Origin of the sequence: Paenibacillus sp. FSL H8-0122, from assembly GCF_038005345.1 — a bacterium.
Taxonomy (GTDB): Bacteria; Bacillota; Bacilli; order Paenibacillales; family Paenibacillaceae; genus Paenibacillus_AQ.
This window is the reverse complement of record NZ_JBBOTB010000001.1, coordinates 6,455,089-6,472,396: the sequence shown is the minus strand read 5'-3', so window position 1 is coordinate 6,472,396 and position 17,308 is coordinate 6,455,089. Positions and strand designations below refer to the sequence as shown.

The 17,308-nt window shown below is 47.1% G+C and carries 13 protein-coding genes and 1 pseudogene; 8 read left to right on the top strand and 6 right to left on the bottom strand.

Features of this window, described 5'->3' with window-relative positions; all coding sequences use genetic code 11:
* Positions 1–14: 14 nt before the first annotated feature.
* Positions 15–998, bottom strand: a pseudogene (locus NSS64_RS27565) (S8 family serine peptidase); the annotation flags it as partial.
* Between the two features lie 192 nt (positions 999–1,190).
* Here NSS64_RS27565 and NSS64_RS27560 point away from each other — a divergent pair.
* Positions 1,191–2,597: a transposase gene (locus NSS64_RS27560; protein ID WP_341142238.1), complete on the top strand. Its 1,407-nt coding sequence runs from the start codon at positions 1,191–1,193 to the stop codon at positions 2,595–2,597.
* Between the two features lie 43 nt (positions 2,598–2,640).
* Here NSS64_RS27560 and NSS64_RS27555 read toward each other — a convergent pair whose 3' ends face one another.
* The 3 genes from NSS64_RS27555 to NSS64_RS27545 all read right to left on the bottom strand — a co-directional run bounded on the left by NSS64_RS27555 (position 2,641) and on the right by NSS64_RS27545 (position 5,685).
* Positions 2,641–4,122, bottom strand: a complete 1,482-nt coding sequence (locus tag NSS64_RS27555) for a S8 family peptidase (protein WP_341142237.1) — start codon at positions 4,120–4,122, stop codon at positions 2,641–2,643.
* Positions 4,123–4,133: 11 nt separating this feature from the next.
* The gene (locus NSS64_RS27550) at positions 4,134–5,093 is read right to left on the bottom strand and encodes an AAA family ATPase (protein ID WP_076077175.1); all 960 of its coding nucleotides are present in this window, start codon (positions 5,091–5,093) and stop codon (positions 4,134–4,136) included.
* A gap of 364 nt (positions 5,094–5,457) precedes the next feature.
* Positions 5,458–5,685: a helix-turn-helix domain-containing protein gene (locus NSS64_RS27545; RefSeq protein ID WP_341142236.1), complete on the bottom strand. Its 228-nt coding sequence runs from the start codon at positions 5,683–5,685 to the stop codon at positions 5,458–5,460.
* Between the two features lie 121 nt (positions 5,686–5,806).
* Here NSS64_RS27545 and NSS64_RS27540 point away from each other — a divergent pair, with 121 nt between their 5' ends.
* Both NSS64_RS27540 and NSS64_RS27535 read left to right on the top strand, forming a co-directional pair.
* Entirely contained in the window at positions 5,807–6,076 is a 270-nt protein-coding gene (locus NSS64_RS27540) for a DUF6809 family protein (protein ID WP_341142235.1), read from the top strand.
* Positions 6,077–6,213: 137 nt separating this feature from the next.
* Positions 6,214–9,003, top strand: coding sequence for an AAA domain-containing protein (locus NSS64_RS27535; protein ID WP_341142234.1), 2,790 nt, complete (start codon positions 6,214–6,216; stop codon positions 9,001–9,003).
* A 39-nt stretch (positions 9,004–9,042) separates the two neighbouring features.
* On the opposite strand, the gene NSS64_RS27530 is transcribed toward NSS64_RS27535, so the two are convergent.
* Together NSS64_RS27530 and NSS64_RS27525 are read right to left on the bottom strand one after the other, a co-directional pair.
* Positions 9,043–9,843 (bottom strand): WYL domain-containing protein, encoded by an 801-nt coding sequence (locus NSS64_RS27530; RefSeq protein ID WP_341142233.1) that lies wholly within the window; start codon positions 9,841–9,843, stop codon positions 9,043–9,045.
* A complete protein-coding gene (locus NSS64_RS27525) occupies positions 9,830–11,143 on the bottom strand; it encodes a helix-turn-helix transcriptional regulator (protein WP_341142232.1) in 1,314 nt (437 codons plus the stop codon). Before NSS64_RS27525 ends, NSS64_RS27530 begins: the two co-directional genes overlap by 14 nt.
* A gap of 177 nt (positions 11,144–11,320) precedes the next feature.
* Between NSS64_RS27525 and NSS64_RS27520 the strand changes: the two genes are divergently transcribed.
* The 5 genes from NSS64_RS27520 to NSS64_RS27500 all read left to right on the top strand — a co-directional run bounded on the left by NSS64_RS27520 (position 11,321) and on the right by NSS64_RS27500 (position 17,229).
* Entirely contained in the window at positions 11,321–12,124 is an 804-nt protein-coding gene (locus tag NSS64_RS27520; protein ID WP_341142231.1) for a nucleotidyltransferase domain-containing protein, read from the top strand.
* Between the two features lie 203 nt (positions 12,125–12,327).
* On the top strand, positions 12,328–13,593 hold the full coding sequence (locus NSS64_RS27515) for a class I SAM-dependent methyltransferase (RefSeq protein ID WP_341142230.1): 1,266 nt from the start codon (positions 12,328–12,330) through the stop codon (positions 13,591–13,593).
* Positions 13,594–13,596: 3 nt separating this feature from the next.
* The gene (locus NSS64_RS27510; RefSeq protein ID WP_341142229.1) at positions 13,597–16,206 is read left to right on the top strand and encodes a metallophosphoesterase; all 2,610 of its coding nucleotides are present in this window, start codon (positions 13,597–13,599) and stop codon (positions 16,204–16,206) included.
* A 170-nt stretch (positions 16,207–16,376) separates the two neighbouring features.
* The gene (locus NSS64_RS27505) at positions 16,377–16,826 is read left to right on the top strand and encodes a LytTR family DNA-binding domain-containing protein (RefSeq protein ID WP_341142228.1); all 450 of its coding nucleotides are present in this window, start codon (positions 16,377–16,379) and stop codon (positions 16,824–16,826) included.
* Positions 16,819–17,229, top strand: a complete 411-nt coding sequence (locus tag NSS64_RS27500) for a hypothetical protein (RefSeq protein ID WP_340945505.1) — start codon at positions 16,819–16,821, stop codon at positions 17,227–17,229. Before NSS64_RS27505 ends, NSS64_RS27500 begins: the two co-directional genes overlap by 8 nt.
* Positions 17,230–17,308 lie beyond the last annotated feature (79 nt).

Below are 17,308 nucleotides of genomic sequence, written 5' to 3'. Positions count from 1 at the left end.
TTGTTAATCAATCACTAAACTTGAGTTTCGATTTTATTTGTTACTAAGTTTTCAATTGGTGTATATAAGTCAACGCTAGTTGCTGGCGTGGATAGCGTTACCATTAAAGAATATCTTAATTCTCTGTTCCATCGATTTAACCATGGTCGTTTTGCCCACCATCCACTTATTGGGTAAACACCGATTATATTACTTGTTGCAAGTTCTGAAGCAGTAGTTTCCCAGATATCACTATGAATGGATCCTTTATTTCGAGCATTTGGTCCTATTGTCCAATTTATACTACTTTGTTGAATCTTACCTTCATCCTCTTCCCGGGCTGCTTGATTGATACGTTTAATAAACTGTTCTTGTGTAGCTGAGCCATTAATATCAAACCTTAAGCCACAAGAGGAGTATGAGTATCTACTTTTCCAACCTACTTCGCCAGGACTCGGCTCAATAAAATAAGATAATGTTACCCTCAACTTTACATCAAGTTCACCAAGACTCAATAAAACTTCTTTTGGCCAAGGCAATTCATACAAGTGCATTTCATTTAATGAGACCGCACCCTTGCTTTTACTAAAAGGTACTATTGTTGACTGCATTACCATACTCACACTATTTTTAAGGCTATTTAATGCAATATCGAGATTAGGAACTCCATATCCACACATTCTGATCAAATCATGATAATGTTTTTTATCAGATCCAGATAGTAACTGTTTTTTTAATCCTTCTGTCCAGTCTGCTGAATGTACTAGGATCCCCCTAACTGTTTCAGGCCATGCTTGAGGATATTTTTCTTGAATAAGTGCGGCCATCCAAGCTGCTTTTGCAGTTGCTGCGCTTGTGGCATTAAATACTGAAAATTGTTCACTTTGAAGTTTATGAGAGGTTGTAAGAACTGAATGATTTTCATCTGACCATGCTCCAAAACTATCCACCACCATATTTCCACCTTCTAATACAATATCCGGTTTTACTGGCCATTTAGTCTTATCCCAAACATAAGAGGTTGTGCTAAAGAGACAATTTCATAATTCAAAACCCTTGCTATACCTGGTTTTTTTGAGCATAGAAAAAGGAGTACCTCCCCAAATTCTCGAAGTTATAGGCGACGAAACCAACACCCGAGAAGAAAAGAGGTAATCCCCATCTATTCTATTCGACAAGAAGAACTGTTTTCCTTCGAGGAATTGCTCCAAATGAGTCCAGAAGATAAATACAGCCAAATCTTTGAACACTTACATTTAGCTCCAGTTCTGTTCGCACTGGGGAAAAAGAACCATCGCGGACGGCCTGAAAAATTAAACGTACCTGCCATGATCTACTCGCTGCTGATTGCAAAAATGGAGAACATCGAGTTTGTCTCTGCCCTGGTCCGGCGACTGAATCATAGCAACGAATTTCGAGTCCAGTGCCGGTTCACCGGCTCGGATAACATTCCAAGTCAGGCCTCCTATTCCCGTTTGATTCATGCGCTGGAGCAAACGGGAATGCTGGAACAACTTCAGGATCGCCTAGTCACGTCTGCCCTAGAAGAAGGCTTTGTGAGCGGAACCCATCTGGCTGTGGATTCCTCCATGGTCGAGGCTTGGGATTGCCAATTTAGCGAATCGGCCTCCAAGCGTCGTGCGGCTCGCCGGGGGCAAAAGGAAGGCGAAGCTTCGGTGGCCGAGCAAATTCAGCTCGAACATCCCGAGCCTGAGCCTAAGGTGGCGAACGAGCCGCTGAAGAAACCCAGATATAGCAAGCCCGGCCGTCCATCCCAGGCGGAAAAGGAACGTCGGCGCGAGGAAATGGAAGCCTATGAACAAAGTCTCGGACCGTTCCAGAAAACCATTGAAGCGATGTTGCCGTACCCGTACGATGAACTACTGACCGCGTTGCCCCGGCATGCTGCGCGTTGTGACAAGAAAAATACGAAGGGCCGAATGACCAGCTATTACGGGTTCAAGGCGAATCTGCTGGTCGACACGGACAGCCAGTATATCCTCAGCGGCCTCTTTAGTTCGGCCAATCCGAATGACCAGCGTATGGCGGTCGTCCTTCTCAAAGGCCTGCTCCTGAAGTTTCCGATGCTAAAGGTCAAGCATATCTTGGGCGACAAGGGGTACGATTGCGCGGCGGTCTACCAGTTGATTCATTCGCTCGGCGCCTATCCTGCGATTTCCCTGATTCACCACAAAGACCCGCCTGCGGGAATGAATCTGGATTACACGCCGGTGTGCGCTCAAGGGCATGCGTACCGTTACGACAGTTTTGATGCCAAATATGAGACCCTGAAGTACACCCGGCCTAGTGAATGCAACGGCTGTACGCTTTCCGGTACCGAATGCCAAAAAGTGTTTAAAATTCGAATCCAAACGGATTTGCGTTTACACACCTATCCCGCCAGAGGGAGCGAAAGTTTTACAACACTGTACAAGAAGCGTACGGCCGTTGAGCGTGTATTTGCCTATCTCAAAGAGTATTTCGGGATGAAGCGCACACGCCACCGCGGTGTCCGGGCAAGTGTCGATTTCCAGCTCAGTACGCTCGCGTACAATTTGAGTAAGTTTGCGTTAGACAAATTGAACCAGCAGTTGAGGAATTCCCAGCAAATCGCCTGATTTTTTAAAAATGTGACCTTAGATTTTGGCCTAATCTTGCTATTTAACAAATTGAATTATGAAATTGACTCCTAAATGGTGATAATCCTCCTTTGGGTGCTAAAGGCTTATAATTATCATATGGGGCATGGAGATCGGTATAAGCTCCTACTGTAAGGGCATTCCATGATTGTCCAGGATTTTGAACTATACTCGTATAATTGCTATCAGGATATTCAGCCTCATTACTAATATCATTATTGCCTGCTGAAATAACAAATAATTTCTTGATATCATCAATATACCCTGACGTGAGTTCGTCGATTGAAGCTGACCAGGATGAAGGGCGCCCATCTTCTGATTGATAATTAGGAGCAGTAACTGCCATGCATATTATTCTTTGCCTATTGGGATTATCAATGATAGCGTTGCTAATTATTTGTCCTGTAATATCACCGTATAATTCAGGGGGATTTTGCCCCTTATCAGGAATGATTTTTAATGATTCAAGCCTATGATTGATTTTGATTTTATCAAAACCTATTAATGCTTCTTTCAAGTCACCATATGCAACAACTCCGCTCATATTAGTACCGTGACCAGCAATATCTGAGCTTGTCCAGCTTAAATCAAACGATTTACAATCTTCATCTCTTAATACCGGATTTAGAAGAAGATGACCGTTATTAACCCCTGTATCAAGAATACTTATGTATACATTAGTATCTTCTGAGATTTCCAACCTATCTAATAGGTCCGTTGCCCACTCAATTTGTTCGCTATTTTCAATGTCAATAAAGAACGAGATTGCTTCAGATGCTCTTCTCATTTCAGCTATATCATTACATAAAGATAGTATATTTTGGAGCGCTTCTCGGTCTGCATTAACTAGTACAACTCTTCGCTCGGGAAAAACAATTGAATTATCCTTTATCTCAAGTCCGAGGAGTGTCTTTGCAACAAAAATAAAATTATCGTAAACTGTCTCAGTTTCACTGCTAAGCCAAATTTCACACCAAACCTTAACGGTATTAGGTATCCATTTTATTTCATTAATAGACCAGAAAGACTCAAGGATAGCGTGATTTATATCCTCTATCCCATCTATTAATGATGCATTTTTGGGTCTCCCATTGGATGTATCTTTTTCTTCATTCATATATGATTCAATCTTCTTGAGAAAAACATGTCGCTTATCTTTTGGAATAAATACAGTAGCAAACTTCTCTACTTTATCATTTACTTTTTTCTCGCGAATATTTAGAAGTCTTATACCATCTCTTCTACTTTCTAAACTCTCAAATTTTAAATCATACCCGGGTGCATTATGAAATTCCACATAAACACCATCTCTTGTTACTGCCGAGACAACTGTTTTATCTGCTTCGCTGTCTTCATTCCAAAGATGATCAAACTGTTTTAATAACTTTTCACTATGTGTTTCCCTATTTCTCAATGGATAGTTTGAAACGCCTTGACCTTTGCCTTTATATTTGTGTGATTCAACGGCGTCGATATAAAAATGACCAAACCTTTCGTTAGCCATTAAAATTCCTCCTATGAATATGCTCCAATCTTTTCTCTAATCATTTGCAAAAGTAATTCCCCTTGTACAATTTTATTATCAGACATAATGGTTGCCTTAATCGCATCGTCACAAGCTTTTGATAACTCTGCATGGCTTAACGACTTGGCAGCATCTACAATATTATCCATGAAATCGTAGATCTGATTAGAAGAGAATTGTCCTAATCTGTTGATTATTAAACTTGGAATCTGAAGTTCATCGGGTAACAAATAGTGAATAACATCATCGAACCTTCGAAATAGAGCAGGATCCAATTGCTTTGAATTATTTGTAGCCGCAATAATTATGCTTTCAGAATCATCTTGCTCAATAAACTGTAAAAAAAGGTTAAGTATTCTTCTGATTTCTCCAACATCATTTTCTTTGCTTCGATCCGCACCAATTGCGTCAAACTCATCAAAAAAATAAACTGCAGGTTTTTCCTTGATTGCATCAAAAATACCTCTTAACTTAACCCCAGTTTCCCCCATAAATTTAGTCATCAATTTGTCCATTTTTATCGTACATAGTGGAAGACCTATTTCAGTTGAAATTACAGATGCTGTCATCGTCTTACCTGTACCTGGAGGTCCCTCTAAAAGAATCTTTCTTCTATTACTCAAATGATATTTGCGCAATTTTTCTCGCATCTGATATTCTTTTAAAATACGTTTAATTCGATCTTTAATGTCGTTTGCAACAACCAACTCAGCAATTCTCTGGTCACTATATGTAATTCCTATTAGTTCACTAATTTCTTTACTGAAATGAATTATTTTCACATCTTCATTCCGATTTTTATTTAGTAACTCCCTTATTTCCCTTGCAAATGAGGTGTGTCCTAATTTGGCTTCATACGCTGCTAATTGAAGTACTAAAGTTTTAAACCTATCGTCATTCTTTAATACATGCGCCTCAATAAGCATTTTTATTTGATCTGCAGTTGCCACATAAACACCCCTTTTCACAATATACTCCGCTCACTATTCTTTAGACTAATTCTATCAGAAATATGATTCCCACAAAGAGTGAGTTTTAACAATTTATCAAAGTTAATTACGTAATTAACCGTGATTCCCCTTAATTTATGATGCAATTCAGCAGATGGCCGAATTTATCCTTGAAAACTGAAATGACGAGCCCCCAGCCTATTACGTTAATTGGCGTGGGTGGTCTATACATCATCCAAGTATACAAGAAGAACAAGAATGTTCCTGCTATCGGTTCTATAACAATATGGGGTCTGGATCATCATCTAAAAGCTTGTTATGAAGAGGTGCCTTCGATACGGAGACGCAGGGACAGGTAACTAAATCAATTCTTTTCTTTACTGTCAGTCAAGTCGATAATCTCCCTTATGTCCTCAATATTTAAAGCTTCTGCAATTCTAACGATATGACTGAAGCTAATGCTTTCTCTCTTCCCATTGGCTAATTCGCTTAATGCGGCATGGCGGACATCGGATAGTCTGGATAACTCCCGCATTGAAATCTTATGTTTTTTGGTTAATTCTGATATTTTCACTACTATTATCTTTCCCATTGGAATCCCTCGCTTATCCTGAATATTCGCATTGACTATACGCATAAGCGTACCGTATAATAATCTCGTGGTTGGTACGTATAAGCGTATTCCCCTTAAATGTTTTAGAGAGGAGGCCCCGATGCCCAACATTCTAGAATCGCTATATCATGGCAGTTTGTTCCCGAATGAGGATATTGTCTCCAAAGACCCTGATTACCGCCCGCTCAACAGGCAGATTACTGATTCTCTTGAGGCTTGGAGACGGAGGCTGTCACCGGATGAGTTCGCGGAGCTGGAGGCATTATTGGATCTGTATTCACAGGTGCAGGGAATGGATATGGCGGCTGCATTTGTATCCGGGTTCAAGACCGGGACGACGATGATGATCGAGGTGCTAGTCGAGGTATAGTTTTTCTTTGGACACCATATAAGGTGTCTTTTTTTGGTGCGCCTCAGGCTATTTATATACCATTGAAGGAATATGATTCCAATCCATCGAATTTTCTACATACCGAATTCAAATACGCAAATATAGAAGGAAACGCTATGGATGAAGAAAAGTATTTATTGTTCATAAAAAATAAGGAACGCACCGCAGATATCGCTTCATATACACAACGGGGTACCAATATACAAGTGACGTTTCACAATTATTCAACTCTCTATAACTTTCGTACAAGTGATGTAATATTCCTCAGTAATCCTACTGCTATAGCAATTGCTAAAGAGCAGGTGATCTTTCATCAGGATAATCCTCTGAATAATGTGATGAGAGTACTCGATTTTGGGCCTAGGATCTGTATCTTTTTTAAAGATGGGACCAAACGCGTGTATGAATCACAGAATGTCCGAATTGAAAATAGCGGCGTTAAGACCTCCGATGCCCTAAAGGTCATGGAGTATTGGCGTTCCATTTCGCTTCATCTCAGAAGCTCAGAAGAGCAGTCAGAAACGAAAGATTTTCTGAAAAAGCAGTTCGCAAAGCTCAACTTTGTGCATCCAGAGAGTGTATTGAGTCATTATGTTAATAGCTCTCCGGTGAGTATAGATGCTTCTACTGAGATAAAGCCGATCTTTCCCTTTCGTTACAACCTGAGTCAAAAAACAGCATTAGACCAAGCGTTGCGCAGTAAAATTAGTATCATTGAAGGGCCCCCGGGCACAGGCAAAACTCAGACGATTCTCAATATATTAGCTAATTTGGCGGTCATGCAGCAGAAGAAAGTGGCTGTGGTCTCGGGGAATAATGCAGCAGTTCAGAATGTACGCGATAAGCTGGAGGCGGCGGGATATTCATTTTTGGCAGCATCGCTGGGGAATACAAAGAACAAAAAACGTTTCTTTGCTAATCTGCCTATTGCGGAGGTTGCGGGCTGGGAAAGTGAGATACCGGAAAAAGAGCTTCTGTCTAAAGTACAAGAGCTGGATGGCCGTATTACCCGGCTAATGGAGTTAGATGTAGAGAAGGCAAGATTGAAGCAACAGTTATCAGCGTATGTACTGGAGCAAAAGCATTTTGAGAATTATTACGCTGATCAGGAGATTGAATCTCTTGATAGGCTGTCATTTTACCGGGAGACACCGGAGCGGATGCTAGAATTCATGAAGGATAGCCATCTTGCAGTGAGGAAGGGAAAAGAAGCGGGCTTACTGTACAAGTTCAAGCTGTTTTTTAAACATGGGTTCACTGACTTTAAATACTTGAGAGAACAGGGTGCAGATGTAATTCTGAATGTTCAGCGGAAGTTTTATAATCTGCGGATTAAAGAACTGTCGAGCCGTATTGAACAGATTGAACAAGATCTTGAGTCCGCATTCTATTTACCCCTGTTGGATGAACATCAGCAGTGCTCTGCACAGCTTTTTCGTCATAAACTGCATGAGAAGTATCTTAATCTTCCAAGTGTTAAATGTAGTGTGAAAGATTATCGGCAGAGCAAGAATTTTAAAACATTTATCAACTATTATCCAATTGTATTAAGCACGACCCATTCTTTACGCAACTGTATTCCAGAGAATGATTTATTTGACTATGTCATCATTGACGAAGCATCCCAAGTGGATTTGATCACAGGCGCACTTGCTCTATCCTGTTGCAAGCGGGCAATTATTGTTGGTGATACCAAGCAATTGCCACAAATTGTGACTATGGAGATCCAGCAACTGGTTGGAAATGCAGATTCCGCTGGCATTGACGAAGCCTTTAATTATTTTGAACAAAATCTATTGTCATCCATGCTTGCTTTATACGGTGACAATATTCCCAAAGTGATGCTTAAAGAGCACTACCGCTGTCATCCCCAGATCATTCAGTTCTGCAATCAGAAGTATTATAACGGTGATCTAATCACTTACACGGCTCAAGAAGAGACGGATCTGCCATTGCTAATTTACAAGACTTCACCAGGCAATCACTTGAGGGAAGTTACTCGGGGAGAAGGCAAAGGGAAGTTCAACCAGCGGGAACTGGACGTCATTGAAGGGGAGATTCTTGCGGGTTTGGAGGAAGTGGCAGTCGGGCAAACAGATATTGGTTTCGTCACACCATACCGGAAACAGGTAGAGAAGGCAGCCGGACAGTTTACTGATGATATAGAGAGCGACACCATACATAAATATCAAGGCCGTGAGAAGCCTATTATGATTATGTCAACCGTGTTGGACCAGACCCGTTCCGGCAAAACTGGTATGAAATTTGTCAATAATCCTTGCATGATTAATGTGGCTGTCTCCCGTGCGCAAAATAAGTTCATTCTGGTGACCGATCATGCCCTGTTTCGGAAATATGGTAATGAAATTGGTGACCTCACACGTTATATGGAATATAGCACACTTGATGAGAATGTGGTTGAGAGCGAAATTGTTTCTATATTTGATCTAATGTATAAAGAATACGCAGTGAAGCTCCATGCACTTAGAGAACGAGCTAAGCACTTTAAAAGATCCAGGTTCCAATCGGAAAACTTAATGGAGGCATTGCTTACGGATCTCTTACAAGAACCTGCTTATAGCGGATTTACACTTGGAAATCAGATTCTTCTTAAGAATTTGCTTAGAAGTGTAGATAAATTGACAGATCAGGAGCGGCAATACATCAAAAACCGGGCTTCTGTCGATTTTGTCATTTATCATAAACTGGATATGACAGCAGCACTAGCTATTGAGGTGGATGGATTTGAGTTTCATGAAAATAAACCGGAACAAGTAGAGAAGGATAAAATGAAAAATAATATTTTTAAGACCTATGGATTGAAGCTGAAAAGATTTGCAACCAATGAAAGCTTAGAGGAGCAGAAGATCCGGAAGCTGCTGGATGAGATTATTCAATCGAGCTGAAAATAATGCTTATCGGGATCTTCAATTTCCCCCTTTTCATTATCCCTCCCCATACCGCCCAACCGCCATCTCCGCCGACTTCAGCATGCGCTGCTTCAGCTGCTCGCCCTGGGTGATCTTCACGCGCAGGCCGAGGAAGCGGATGCGGGAGAGCAGGAACTCGCTGTCGTCCCTCATGTAGTGGACGGTGATGTGGTAGATTCCGGTAGCTTCATCGAAGGCCACTGACTTATCGAAGCAGGAGAACGTGGACAAGATCCGCGACAGCTCGGCATTGTAGACAGGAATGACCTGAATGCAGGCGGATTCCTTCAGACCGTCTAGTAAGCGGGCGATCCGGGCCTTAAGGCCGTCGATCCGGTGGGCGGGGATGGGAGCGGGATCGGCAGACACAATGTTCCGCAGCTTCGTGGACATGAGCGAGCGCTGCCGGGTGCTATACCACTGCAAGTACCACTCCCGCTTATACATATTGTACTCCAGCTTGTGAGGGAAGCCGGACGGGTCTGTCCGTTCCCCGCCATGCTTGATCGCATACGTGAGCTGAATTCCCTGATTCTGCATGATGATGCGGCGTAGGGGGCGGAGCAGCGGATGATAGACCTGACGCTCCTTGCTGCGGGCCTTCTCGATGATAATCTCTCCTACCTCAATAGAAGCTTCGGCCTCTAGCAGGGAATTCAGTTTACGTAAGGTTTCGGTTGAAAAAGCTTCAGCCGCCGCCGGATGCCCCAGCATCGTCTTCAGCCAGGAACGCTCCTGTGAGGTTAGCGCCAGGGAGCCGGCCTCTTCCAGGCGGGAGATGATCTGGAAGTTAAATATTTTCTCAAAGGGATTCATAGTAGCTCTTAATCTCCTTCCATTCCTCCATGAACTGCTTGCGCAGCCAGCGGGGCTCCAGAATCTCGCAGCTGGAGCCGAAGCTCCGCAGCCACGGCTTGATTTCAAAGATCTCGTTCACCGTAATCTCGTACAGGAAGGTCGTATCGGATTCCTCCGTAATGGTTCCCCACTGCCCCTGCGCCTCGACCCGCTCCCGGATGAAGTTGGCCCCGGACCGGCTGGGGTTATAGAACCGGACGGCGACCTTCACCGCACGGTTGGTATCTGTTACCCAGCTATACTCCAACAGAGCCTCTAATTGCTGAAGTCTCTGCGCAAACTCCTCTTCTTCTACAGGCTCGCCCTCTTCAACCTGGGTCAGGCCGTCCATCCGTAATTTCTTAATCCCGGTCCGGCTGTGATAGCCGATCAGATACCAGCGCCCATACTGATGATCGTAGACGACACGCAGCGGAAGCAGACTGTCCGTAATCCCTGCCGATTCCCGCTCGAAGAGGGGATTGGTGTTCTGGGAGGTGTAGTTCATGCCTTTTTTGGGCGACAGATAGAGGAATTTGATTCTCCGCCGCTGCTGGATCGCCCCGTGGATCGTATAGAGATGAGCCTCATCCAGAATCCGTGAATGGTAATGATATTTGTACCGGTGGGTCTCCGTGGCTTCGGGGAGAATGCCCCGTAACCGCAGTGCCTTCTTCAAGGTGTCACGCAGGAGGTAACCCTGGACAGAAGGAATCTGCGTATTGGCAATGACATCTACATAATCGAACAGGTCGAGCAGCTCGTCATCCGTAAGCTGGTCCAGCAGTTCGTTGGCTGCCTTGTACCGGTAGGGACGCTTCTCATTCACCCTTACAATCACGCCGACGTCCTCCAGGTATTTCAGGTCTCCCCGGATGGTCTTCTCGTCCGGCAGCGGTGAATCGGCGGGCATCTGGTCACAACAGCCGTCATGCAGTTCCTTGGCCGTCAGTTCTTCGCTCTGAAGTGCGGTTAACAGCAGCGTCAGCCGGATGCTCTCCGTCTCCTTCAGCGATTTCGCCCGGAACAGGAACAGGAGCAGCGGATCGGCCGATTCATAGTAATTGTAGCGGAGCCATTCAGATAGCTCGGTGCCCTGTTCTGTAGTCAGATCCTGCTGCAGGACGGTCACCATCTCTTTGAGATTGCGCAGCGTTTTGTCATAGGTATGTACGGAAATGCCGAGCCGCTCGGCGAATTGCTGCCTGCTGTAAGCTCCCCCGGCTAGTGACAGCATACGGAGAAACTGGATTTCTTTATCGAAGCTTTCCTTGGCCATATGTATACCTCCAGCCTGTAACGCGTTCATGAGTTGTAATAGTTAATACCTCTATTAAGCACCAGAGTTGCTTGAAAGGGAAGGTTTTTTGCCTGCTGCCATACTTTCACCCTGTTCACCCTTGGCAAAATGAGGGAAGATAAGGCCAGTGAAGCCGACTTGGAACGGAGGGATGGCATGAACCCTATCAATACGCTCATTCATGAGCAATTGAAGCAGATTGAACAAGAGGAGCAAGTGACGATCCTCTATGCCTGTGAGTCCGGCAGCCGTGCGTGGGGATTCCCCTCACAGGACAGCGATTATGATGTGCGGTTCATTTATCTGCATAAGCCGGAGTGGTATTTATCGATCTTTGACCAGCGGGATGTCATAGAGCGTCCCATTAACAATATGCTGGATATTAGCGGCTGGGATCTGCGCAAAGCGCTGAAGCTGTTCCGTAAATCCAACCCGCCGCTGCTGGAGTGGCTGCAATCTCCAATACAGTATGCTGAGAAATTCAGTGTAGCAGAGCAGCTTAGAGGGATCTCGCCGTATACTTTCTCGCCGCAATCCTGTATGTACCATTACTTGAACATGGCCAAGGGCAACTACCGGGATTATCTTCAAGGGGCGCAGGTCAAGATCAAAAAGTATTTCTACGTGCTGCGCCCGGTGCTGGCCTGCGAGTGGATTCGCCGGTACGGGGAGATGCCGCCGATGGCATTCGAATTGCTGGTAGACCGGCTGATTCCAAGGGACAGTGAGCTGTGGCAGGTTGTGCAGCAACTGCTGGCCCGGAAGCGGTCGGGAGAAGAGTTGGACCTGGAGCCACGGCTGAGTGCGATTAACGAGTATCTGGAGGAGCAGCTGAAGGTGCTGGAGCAGATCGCGGCGGCATACCTGAGTGCTAAGACGGATAATAGGGACGGGCAGCTTGATGCCTTGTTCCGGGAGGCCTTGCAGGAAGTGTGGGGGTTGAATTTAAATTTAAACTAAAAGTGAAAAGGATCGAAGGGGAATTTTGGAACTGTAGGAGCGATAGCGACCGCCCTTTATGGTTGGATTTCTACCGCCATTGGCGTCTAAATCAGGAAATCCAACCATAACAGCGGCCGGAAGTCCAAAACTTCACCGAAGTGACGACTAAGCTTTAAGTTAGGTTTTGCTGATAATGAACGACCGACAGGAGGAAGACAATCATGGCTATTGTACAACTGAGATCAACGAACCCGCAGCTGAGCTTCATCATCCGCAAGAATCCGCAGAGCGGCATGCAGCTTCGCCCGGTCCGCCAGGGTATCGCTTACGGCTGGTATTCGGATGAGGCCACTTATAATGTGTATTTCAAGGATGCTGATAATGAGGTCTCCTATAAAAAGAACGAAGGCGAGAGCTTCGAGTATCTCAATGTCTCCCGCTATAACACCCCGTTATTCCCGCTGAATGCGGTGAATGAGTTCTTCTCTACCCCGTTCAAGGCGCGGGATGAGCGGGATGCGGAGGGGTTTGAGCACTCTTTTACCATCCAGATGATTCATGTGGAGCGGCTGCATTACATCCGGTTCTTCGAGCAGCATCTGAAGGATTATACGTTCAATCTGGAGCATCAGGCGCATAAGAGCTATTCCCTGACCATTACTACGCAGCTAAGCTTATACCACCTCCTGCATGTGGTCAGTGTGCTGTCCTTATTCTTATCGATCTTCGGGGATGAATATATCGATATTTCGGACCGGATTCTGGACAAATATATCCGCAGTCTGAACGTGATGGACGCCCCCTTCTATATCCGCAGCCTGTTCGCCCGGAATCTCCTGAAGACCCGGGAGCAGTTCAAGCGGTACAAGGCGGCGGTCGAGCAAACGGAGCTGTATCCGATCGGTCTGGAATATGGCAGTACGGCGATGCAGCGGCGAACGTTCATCTCAGGTGTGCTTCCGTTCGATAAGCCCATTCTGGATATCGGCTGCGGGGAAGGCTTTTACGCCATTCCGTATGCCGGGAAGATTGAAGGCGCTTATTATGCGGTGGACATCAACGAGGAGCTGCTGGAGGTCGTGAACCGGAAGGCAAAGGCCAAGGAGCTCGATAACATCGTAACCTTCCGCTCGCTGGAGCATTTCCTGGAGCTGTACAACGGAGAGCTGGTGGATATCATACTGACTGAGGTTGTGGAGCATATGAGTGAGACGGAAGCGGCTGCGCTGATCCGGCAGATCATCCGCCATGTGGACTTTGGACAGCTGATTGTGACCACGCCGAATGCGGATTTCAATCCTTACTATGAGCTGGAAGGCTTCCGGCACGAGGATCACAAGTGGGAAAAGGGTCAGGCGGCGTTCGAAGAGTGGCTGACCGCCACACTGCAAGGGCTGGGCGTGGAAGCTGAATTCTCGCTCGTGGGTGACCGGGTGGGCGACATTCGTACCACGCAGAGCGCGATTGTGCGCAGACAGGAGGGTTAGACCATGGACATTCAGACGAAGGTACACACGATATTCATGCTGGTGGGCGCGACGGAGTGCGGGAAGTCTACTTTTGCCAAGGAAGTGCTGATTCCACAGCTTAAGGCTGCGGACAGCGCTACAGGTCTGCGCACGAATGTGCAGTACCTCTCCTCGGACCTGATCCGTCAGGAGATCTTGGGCTACGATTACGATAAATATGACCAGGTGATGCTGGAGGCCAGCTCGCATACGTTCGCGCTGTTGTTCGAGCGGCTGAAGCGGGTCACCTCCTGGCCGATTAATGCAGAGTTTGTCATTATGGATACGATTGGTCTCGCCGAGGATTACCGCAGCAAGGTGCGGGCGATTGCCCAGGAGAACCAGTATAATCTGGAGGTCATTCTGTTCGATTACCGTAAGCGGGAGGATTATTATGCCTCGGAGCGCTCGAAGAAGCTGATCTCGGGCCACCTGAACCGGCTGCGCCGCGAAGTGCTGCCTGTGTTGTCCCGTGAGGGCTACCATAGCATTCATAAGGTGCGGGCGAAGGATTTTCTGCTGGAAGGTCTGGAAGGTACCGATGATTCGGGGGAAAAGCGGCCGAACCCGGATTACCGGGTGCACATTCAGGACTGGGAGGCGTATGCCGCTGCGGTGCTTCCGCAGGAGCAGGAATACATTGTGGTCGGGGACGTACACGAGTGTGTTCAAGAGCTGCAAGGGCTGCTGCGCAGCTACGGCTACCGGATTGAAGAAGGGAAGCTAAGCGCCACGGATAAGCTGAAGAATACACGGATCATCCTGGCGGGCGACTGGATCGATAAAGGCAAGCAGACTCGGGAGATCATCGAGTTCTTGTATAGCAATCAGGAGCATTTCCTGTTCGTAATGGGTAACCATGAGAATTTCGTCTACAAGTACCTGCGCGGGGAGATCAAGGGGACCGAGCCGGAGCTGCTGAGAACCTATTTCGATTCCACTCAGGTATTACAGGAGGACGAGGAGCTGTTCCGTCAATTCTCCGTGCTGGTGGAGCGGGCGAAGCCCTTTTACCGTTATATCGGGAATCGGGGGCCTTCCTTCTATGTGACGCATGCCCCTTGCCGCAATAAGTATGTCGGGAAGCTGGATACGAATTCGCAGCGCCATCAGCGCAACTTCCGGCTGGACCGTGAGTCTGCGTATGAGCAGCAGTTGGAATTCCTGAAGGAGGAGGCGGAGGGTAATCATCCGTTTCATCTGTTCGGACATATTGCCGCCAAGCAGACGTTCCGGATCAAGAACAAATTACATCTGGATACGGGGGCGGTGCATGGGAACGGGCTGACTTCTGTCCATATAACCTTCAAGCCGTTCTACAAAAGCCATAGATCCCGGCAGCAGCTATTGCAGGAAGATTTGCCTGTCCTGTTCCGCGAAGTGAGCACGGTCTCCGTGGAGGAGCTGGATGCGGAGTCCATGCGCAGACTGCACTATTCCTCGCAGAATAAGGTTAACTTCATCTCCGGGACGATGTCGCCTGCGGATAAGGATGAAGTAGCAGGCGAGCTGGAGTCGCTGCGTAAGGGTCTGGATTATTACGCCGGACGCGGGGTGTATGAGGTGGTCCTTCAGCCCAAGTATATGGGCTCGCGCTGCACAGTGTATCTGTACCGGGACGTAGAGCATTGCTATGCAGTTAGCCGCAACGGTTATAAGGTCAAGGCTGTAGATCTGACGCCGGTCTATCAAGGTCTGCTGGACCGGTTCGGGGCGTATATGGAGGAGCAAGACATCCGAGTGCTGCTGCTGGACGGGGAGCTTTTGCCCTGGAAGGCGCTGGGGGAAGGGCTGATTGAACGGCAGTTCCAGCCGATTGGGCGGGCACTGGAGAACGAGCTTGCATTCCTGAGAGAGCACGGGTTCGAGGAGTCGCTCGGCGAGCTGATCCGGGAGTATGAAGCCAGCGGGTTCGAGCAGGACCAGCATCATCTGACCAAAGAGGCGCTTAACACCAGCTACGGCGCTCATGTGTACCAGACGTATAAGCATGTCCGCAGCATCCGGGATGCCTATGTGGGGCTTGACCAGCGGGACGAAGCGTACCGGGTGTATAAGCAGCAGCTGGAGCTGTATGCGGGGGATGCGGAGCTTGCGTATAAGCCGTTTGCCATATTGAAGGAAGTGCTGGAGAGCGGAGAGGAACGGCTGCCTGAAGGATTAACCTCGGAGCAGTACCGCTTCCTGAATGACGATGAGATCCTGGTGCTGGACCTGCAGGAGCCGGAGGCTTACAGCCGGGCAGAGGAATATTTCGCTGCCATTACCGTTGAGCAGAAGATGGAGGGGATCGTGATCAAGCCGGAGCAAGAGCAACCGGGAGTGGTCCCTTACCTGAAGGTCCGTAATCCGGGGTACCTGTCCATTATTTACGGCTACGACTACAGATTCCCGCACAAGTATTCCAAGCTGATGAAGCAGAAGAACATCACACCCAAGCTGCGGACATCCCTTGCCGAGTACCGGCTGGGTAAGCAAATGCTGGAGATTAAGCTGGAGGAGATCTCGGCCGACAACAGCACCTACAAGCAGATTGCCGCGAACCTGTTGTTCGAGGTGACGAAGGAGAAGGAGATCGATCCGAGGTTATAAAATGTCAAGGCAGGCTGCCGGGAAGCTCCCGGCAGTCTTGTTCGCGTACCTGTTTAGCCGCAGAAAGAGCTAAAATGAAACAAAACGCCAGATTCCTGCAAGAAAACGCAGATTGATGGTCAAGACGCTTCTAGGATAATAATATGGGTGTTGAGAGGAGGCAGTGCCAGTTGGAGATTAGATTTGAAGCAGACACCGGCATGAACCGGGGATGGGCTAAGGTCGTTACGCATCCGGCGGAGCAGGAGCATTGGAAGAATCTTGAGGCAGCCTTTCAAGCAGCAGAGAAGCGGATCATAGTGATCAATGCCAGCAATAACCGCCAGGTCTCCCTGGAGACAAGCAAGGTTGCGGTAATCGAAGTGGAAGACCGGATGTGCAGTGTACACCTGATTACCGGAGAGATGTACCTGCTGAACACGAGGCTGAAGTTTGCGCTGGATGCGCTGGATGCGCCCGGGTTCATCAAGATCAACAACCAGACCATCATCAATACCCGCTATATCAAAGAATTCTCGGCAACCGCTAATGCGCGGGTGGAAGTCCTGCTGACGAATGGTAGTTCTTATACTGTCAGCCGCTACTATATCAATCATTTCAGGAGGAGTTATCATGGCTAATCAGCTCAAGCAAGCATTCTTTCAGGTATTTACCCTTACGTCACTCTGGGTCACGCTGCTGTTAACGGTGTTCTTCAGGGATCAGCCAGTGGAGATGCTGTATCTGTGGCGTCTGGCGGGCATCGCCGCCATCGCTGCTGTGCTATTCGGCGTCATGTACAATGTGCTGTGGAATCACTTCACGCTGAAGCCGCTGTGGAATATTCTTATTGGATCGATTCTCAGTATTGCAGGCGGAATGGGCATGGTGTGGTTGTTCTCTGTCGAGATGTTCGATTCCATCAGTGCCTGGTGGCCTGGAATGCTGCTGTTATCCGTGATCCTGCATACGGTTGCGTTCTACTTCTATGCCAGAGCGAACAGCAGGAAGTCGGCAGAAGAGCTGAATAAGATTTTGAAGTAACATGATGCGTGATGCCAAAAGAAGGAGAGCACCCGGCGGGGCTGCTCTCCTTCTTCGTATATACACTATGCCGTTCCTT

Excerpts from the sequence above, each read along its gene's own strand:
- NSS64_RS27560 (WP_341142238.1), top strand. The coding sequence starts at position 1,191 with ATGAGTCCAGAAGATAAATACAGCCAAATCTTTGAACACTTACATTTA.
- NSS64_RS27555 (WP_341142237.1), bottom strand. The coding sequence starts at position 4,122 with ATGGCTAACGAAAGGTTTGGTCATTTTTATATCGACGCCGTTGAATCA.
- NSS64_RS27545 (WP_341142236.1), bottom strand. The coding sequence starts at position 5,685 with ATGGGAAAGATAATAGTAGTGAAAATATCAGAATTAACCAAAAAACAT.
- NSS64_RS27540 (WP_341142235.1), top strand. The coding sequence starts at position 5,807 with ATGCCCAACATTCTAGAATCGCTATATCATGGCAGTTTGTTCCCGAAT.
- NSS64_RS27535 (WP_341142234.1), top strand. The coding sequence starts at position 6,214 with ATGGATGAAGAAAAGTATTTATTGTTCATAAAAAATAAGGAACGCACC.
- NSS64_RS27530 (WP_341142233.1), bottom strand. The coding sequence starts at position 9,843 with ATGAATCCCTTTGAGAAAATATTTAACTTCCAGATCATCTCCCGCCTG.
- NSS64_RS27525 (WP_341142232.1), bottom strand. The coding sequence starts at position 11,143 with ATGGCCAAGGAAAGCTTCGATAAAGAAATCCAGTTTCTCCGTATGCTG.
- NSS64_RS27520 (WP_341142231.1), top strand. The coding sequence starts at position 11,321 with ATGAACCCTATCAATACGCTCATTCATGAGCAATTGAAGCAGATTGAA.
- NSS64_RS27515 (WP_341142230.1), top strand. The coding sequence starts at position 12,328 with ATGGCTATTGTACAACTGAGATCAACGAACCCGCAGCTGAGCTTCATC.
- NSS64_RS27510 (WP_341142229.1), top strand. The coding sequence starts at position 13,597 with ATGGACATTCAGACGAAGGTACACACGATATTCATGCTGGTGGGCGCG.
- NSS64_RS27500 (WP_340945505.1), top strand. The coding sequence starts at position 16,819 with ATGGCTAATCAGCTCAAGCAAGCATTCTTTCAGGTATTTACCCTTACG.